Consider the following 5,115-nt stretch of genomic DNA (forward strand, 5'->3'; position numbering starts at 1 on the left):
TCACCCATTCCCGTAGCCGCTATACAGCCACCACCCCCAGGTTCTCGACGGTCTCTCGCAGCTTCGGTCCAGTTACCCCAGGATCACAAAATGTAATGTTATCACATTGCATAAATCAACTGCTCGCTTGACGTCTGAAGCAGACTCATTCATTCAGATGATCGTTTGAATGACGGATCAGACATGGCGGACGACGATCTCTGCGACGACCGCGCCCACAACGCCCCAAGCGGTCCAAAGCCGGCCCCTGCGGCTGCGCGGACGCTGGAGCAGGCCGCCGCCATGTTTCGCGCCGCGGGCGACGAAGGCCGCCTGCGACTGCTCTCCCGCCTTGCGCACGGTCCGGCCTGCGTGACCGATCTGGCGGAAGCCGAGGGCGAGAAGATCGCGACGATCTCCGCCCGGCTGCGGCTCCTGCACGGCGCCCGACTGCTGACGCGCCGGCGGGCGGCCCGCCATGTCACCTATGCGCTCGCCGACGACCATGTCGCGCGGATGATCCACGACGCGCTCGACCATGCCGCAGAACCCGCCGGCGGCGATCACCCCGAGAAATGGAGATGACGATGACCGACTGCACGGCGCCCCGCCACGCCCATCACGATCACGTCCACGGCCCCGGTTGCGGCCATGTGGCCGTGAAGCACGACGACCATGTCTGCTACCTGCACGACGGCTGCCTGCATCACCCGCACGGCGATCACGTCGACGAGCATGTGATCGCCGTGAGCGCGACGAACCCCGACGCCTGCACGCCCGCCCACGCCTGCCGCGGCCATGCGCCGGATCACGTCCATGGGCCTAGCTGTGGCCACCCCGCGGTCCCTCACGGCGATCACGTCTGCTATCTGGTCGACGGCCATCTGCATCATCCCCATGGCGATCACTGCGACGACCACGGACCGCTCCAGACGGTCTGACGCCGTCAGCGCGCCGCCCCCCGGGCGGTGAGCCACAGGAACCATGCGCCGCCGATGGCCCCGGTCAGCACGCCGACCGGGGCCTCCTGCGGCGCGACGACGAGACGGGCGCCGACGTCCACCAGCACCATCAGCGCCGCGCCGCCGAGAGCCGCCGCGGGCAGGACCCGGCGATTGTCGCCGCCGACGAACGCGCGGGCGAGGTGGGGAACGACCAGCCCGATGAACCCGATCGCGCCCGTGAGCGCGACGAGCAAGCTGGTGATAAGCGCGCTCACGACAAGGATCTCGACCCGGGCGCGCGCGACCGGCACGCCCAGCGCCGCGGCGGTCTCGTCCCCCATCGAGAGGGCGTTGAGCATCCGCGCCCGCGTGAGCAGCCAGAACCCGCCGACGAGCACGCCTACCGCCGGCGCCCACAGGGCGGGCCAGCTGGCGCGGCCGAGACCGCCGAGCATCCAGAAGACCACCGCATGCGCCGCGCGCTGGTCGCCCAGAAAGATCAGCAGATTGGTGGCCGCCATCAGGATGAACGAGACCGCCACGCCCGCCAAAACGACGCGCTCAGGCGCCGCCGCTCCCTCGCGTCCGAGCGCGCCGACAAGCAGCGCGAGCGATCCCAGACCGCCCCCGAAGGCCGCAAGCGGTAGCGTCCATGCGCCGAGCACGTCACCGGTCTGGGTGATCACCGTCACGGCGCCCAGCGCGGCCCCGGCCGAGACCCCGAGGAGGAACGGATCGGCGAGGGCGTTGCGCGTGGTGGCCTGAAGCGCGGCGCCGGCCATGGCCAGCCCCGCGCCCGCCAGCGCGCCCAGCACGGCGCGGGGGGCGCGCAGATCCCAGACGATGCGCTCGCGCGCGATTGGCCAGTCGGGCTCGTAGACCCCGGACCAGACCCTGTTGGCGAGGATGCGCCACACGTCCCAAGGGTCGATCGCCGTAGCCCCTGCCGCGACGCCCGTGAGCATCACGGCGCACAGGAGCGCGCCGAGGATCGCCAGCGTCGGGCCGAGCGGGGCGCGCGCGCAGGGCGGACCCGCGACGGCGCGCGCCGCCGGATCAGCCCCCATGCGCGGCCAGAGCCGCCGCGAGCTTCTCGATCGCTCCGATATTGGCCGGTCCCGGCGTGATCTCGCTATACTTCAGCGGCAGGAAGCGCCCATTGCGCACCGCCGCGACCGTGGACATCACTGGGTGGGCCTCGAGGAAGGCGATCAGCCCCGCCCCGCCGTCCTCACCATAGTCCAGCACGATGATGAACTCCGGATCGCGCTCGCCGACCGTCTCCCACCCGACGCGGCCCCAGCTCATGGCGACGTCATCGATGACATTGCGCCCGCCCGCCGCCTCGATCAGCGCCGTCGGCATGGCGAAGCGACCCGCCGTGAACGGCTGCTCGTCGCCGCTGTCGTAGAGGAACACGCGCAGCGGCGACGTCGTCTCGCGCCGCGCCGCCTCGACCCGCGCCTCCCACTCGGCGATAAGGACCTCCGCGCGATCCTCGACCCCGAAGATGGTCGCGATGGCGCGGACGTCGCCATAAAGCGTGTCCATCGAGACGTCGGGGCGGCCCTGATCCAGATGAACGCAGCTCTCGCTTAGCACATAGACCGGCACACCGAAGGGGGCGAGCGTGTCGGGCGTCACCTCGCCGCCGGGCTGCATGCCGTAGTACCACCCGGCGAACAGGAAGTCGGGGTCCGCCGAGAGGATGTTCTCAAGGCTCGGATTCCTGGCGGCGAGTTCCGGGATGTCGCCGCGCGCCGCATCGAACTCTGGCGTCGTCTTGTACCAACCGGTGATCCCGGTGAGGCCGACGATACGCGGCTGAAGCTCCAGAGCGAACATGATCTCGGCCATGTTGATGTCATGCGCGACAGCGCGCTCGGGCGGCGCCTCGAAGCGCAGGGCGCGGCCGCAGTTTTCGACCGTCACCGGATGGGCTGACGCGACGCCCCCGGCCGCTACGAAGAGGGCTGCGAGCAGGGTCAGGGGAAGGCGCGGATTCGGGCGCAAGATCGGTCTCCTTCAGGCGGCGGTGAGACGGTCGAAGGCGATGCGCAGCCGACCGGCGGGCGGTTCGGCCCTGACCACCGCGCCGACCCCGAACACCGCCGCGATGCGCGAGGGCGTCAGCACGGCGTCGGGCCGTCCGCAGGCGACAAGGCGGCCGGCGGACAGCACGGCGATGCGATCGCAATGGCGGGCCGCGAGTTCGAGATCGTGCAGCGCGACGAGGACCGTCGCCCCGAGCGCACGGATCGACGCCATCAGCTCGAGCTGGTGGCGGATGTCGAGATGGTTCACCGGCTCGTCCAGCACGAGCGCCCGCGGGCCCTGGGCCAACGCCCGGGCGATATGGACCCGCTTGCGCTCTCCCCCGGACAGCGAGGCGACGAGGCGCCCGGCGATCGCCGCGAGCCCAAGCCGCTCCAGCGCCGCGTCCACCGCCGCACGCCCATGCGCGTCGCCGCCGAGCAGCCCCCCGCAATGCGGCCAGCGGCCCGTCTCGACGACCTCCCGCACCGTCATGGCGAAGGGCGGCGGACTGTCCTGCGGCACCGCGGCGACCAGCCGCGCGCGTTCGCGCGCCGAAAGCGTCGCGAGATCATGGCCGCCCGCAAGAACACGGCCCGAAGATGGGCGTCCCGCGCCGTAGAAGAGCCTCAGAAGCGAGGACTTGCCCGCCCCGTTCGGACCGACAAAACCGAGCGTCTCCCCTGCCGCCGCGTCGAGCGTGACGTTTGACGCCAGAGCCGCTCCATCCCGCGCGTGAACGGTCACGTTGTCGAGCAGGAGAGGGATCATGCTGCGATTTGTGCCCATCGGAAGCGCGTCGCGAACAGACGCCGGGTCAGTGCTGTATGATATGCTATAACATGTCAACACCGCTCTCGCGAGCCGCTGTTTTTGTCCAGGCTGAGGAGTTGGCGCACGGCGATCACCGCCATCACGCGGCGCTGGGTCACGGGGTCCAGCCGCGAGGTCGGCTCATCGGCGAGAATCGCCGCGGGGCGCAGCGCCAGCACGCGCGCGAGCGCGAGGCGCTAAAGCTTGCCCCCGGACACTTCCGAGGGGCGGCAGTCGAGCAGATCGGGCGCGAGGCCGAGACGCGCCATCAGCGCCGGGATGGTCTCGGCCGCCAACCCCCGGCGGCGCTCCAGATCGCGGAACTGGTCCGCCAGCAGTGCGAGCGGCGCGAAGGCCGCCGGCGAATCCTGGAACAGCTTCTGGATGGCGAAGGGACGCTCGGCCTCTGGGTGGCGGACCAATCGGCCAGAGATCAGCGCGATCAGCCCGGCGACGGCGTCGAGCAGCGAGGTCTTGCCAAGGCCGCTGGGGCCGACGACCCCAAGCCGTTCGCCCCGCCCCACCGTGAAGCCGAGCCCGCCAAGCAGCGGGCGGCCGCCGCGGTCCACCGTCAAAGCCTCGGCCGCGATCACCGGCGCGCCGCCGGTCGCGGGGGCGGACTGCGGCCAGTTCTCGGGGTCTGCGCCCACCAGCGCGCGTCCGTACTCGCTCTGCGGGGCGGAGAGTATCCGCTCGGAGGGGCCGGCCTCCAGCATCTCGCCATTGCGCAGGATGATCGCGTCGCCGCCGAGCGCCCGTGCGACGGCGATGTCGTGGGTGATTGCGATCAGCACCCCGCCGCCTTCTGCGAAACGGCGCAGCAGCCGGGCCAAGTCGTCGCGCCGGGCGTCGTCGAGACACTTCGTAGGCTCGTCGGCCAGCAGCACGCGGGCGCCGGCGGCGGCGCAAGGACGGGATCGACGCCGCCGCGGTCACAGGGCGAGGTCGGGGTGCAGCGCCCGGGCCAGCTCGGCCACGGCGGCGGGGGTGCGCGGGCCGAAGCCCAGCAGCGCCAGCGCGTCCATGCTCACGACGCGGCCGGCGCGGCCGGCCGGCGTGTCGGTCAGCCCGGCCAGCGCCAGCGCAGCCTCCGCGCCGCCTGCGCTTTCGGTCGCATGGTCCGGCATCAGCACCACCTCAGGGGCGAGTCCGATGGCGGCCCCGGCCGACAGGGGCTTGTAGCCGTCGAAGGCGCTGACCGCGTTGCGCCCGGCGGCGAGGCGGATCATCGCGTCCGCGGCGGTGCCGGTTCCCGAGGCGACGGGCGCGCCGCGTCCCACCGACATAAAGGAGACCGTCGAGAACCTGGGGGTGGTGGCTGTATAGCGGCTACGGGAATGGGTGA

The 5,115-nt window shown here is 71.4% G+C and carries 8 protein-coding genes; 2 read left to right on the forward strand and 6 right to left on the reverse strand.

The window, feature by feature from the left end:
* Positions 1-183 precede the first annotated feature (183 nt).
* Together V7Q31_RS17280 and V7Q31_RS17285 are read left to right on the forward strand one after the other, a co-directional pair.
* Positions 184-564 (forward strand): ArsR/SmtB family transcription factor, encoded by a 381-nt coding sequence (locus V7Q31_RS17280; protein WP_333835096.1) that lies wholly within the window; start codon positions 184-186, stop codon positions 562-564.
* Between the two features lie 2 nt (positions 565-566).
* On the forward strand, positions 567-920 hold the full coding sequence (locus tag V7Q31_RS17285; protein ID WP_333835097.1) for a hypothetical protein: 354 nt from the start codon (positions 567-569) through the stop codon (positions 918-920).
* Between the two features lie 5 nt (positions 921-925).
* Here the strand turns inward: V7Q31_RS17285 and V7Q31_RS17290 are convergent, their stop codons facing one another.
* The 6 genes from V7Q31_RS17290 to V7Q31_RS17315 all read right to left on the reverse strand — a co-directional run.
* Entirely contained in the window at positions 926-1,990 is a 1,065-nt protein-coding gene (locus tag V7Q31_RS17290) for a FecCD family ABC transporter permease (RefSeq protein WP_333835098.1), read from the reverse strand.
* Positions 1,980-2,936, reverse strand: a complete 957-nt coding sequence (locus V7Q31_RS17295; protein ID WP_333835099.1) for an ABC transporter substrate-binding protein — start codon at positions 2,934-2,936, stop codon at positions 1,980-1,982. The genes V7Q31_RS17290 and V7Q31_RS17295 overlap by 11 nt, the downstream gene beginning before the upstream one ends.
* A 12-nt stretch (positions 2,937-2,948) precedes the next feature.
* Positions 2,949-3,728 carry an ABC transporter ATP-binding protein gene (locus V7Q31_RS17300; protein ID WP_333835100.1) on the reverse strand — a complete coding sequence of 260 codons (780 nt, stop codon included), beginning with the start codon at positions 3,726-3,728 and terminating at the stop codon, positions 2,949-2,951.
* A 74-nt stretch (positions 3,729-3,802) separates the two neighbouring features.
* Positions 3,803-3,949 (reverse strand): hypothetical protein, encoded by a 147-nt coding sequence (locus V7Q31_RS17305; RefSeq protein WP_333835101.1) that lies wholly within the window; start codon positions 3,947-3,949, stop codon positions 3,803-3,805.
* An 18-nt stretch (positions 3,950-3,967) separates the two neighbouring features.
* Positions 3,968-4,657: an ATP-binding cassette domain-containing protein gene (locus V7Q31_RS17310; protein WP_333835102.1), complete on the reverse strand. Its 690-nt coding sequence runs from the start codon at positions 4,655-4,657 to the stop codon at positions 3,968-3,970.
* A gap of 45 nt (positions 4,658-4,702) precedes the next feature.
* A partial coding sequence (locus V7Q31_RS17315; RefSeq protein WP_333835103.1) for an ABC transporter substrate-binding protein occupies positions 4,703-5,115 on the reverse strand: 413 nt, incomplete at its 5' end.

The sequence above is a fragment of the Rubrimonas sp. genome (assembly GCF_036788415.1).
Lineage (GTDB): Bacteria > Pseudomonadota > Alphaproteobacteria > Rhodobacterales > Rhodobacteraceae > Rubrimonas.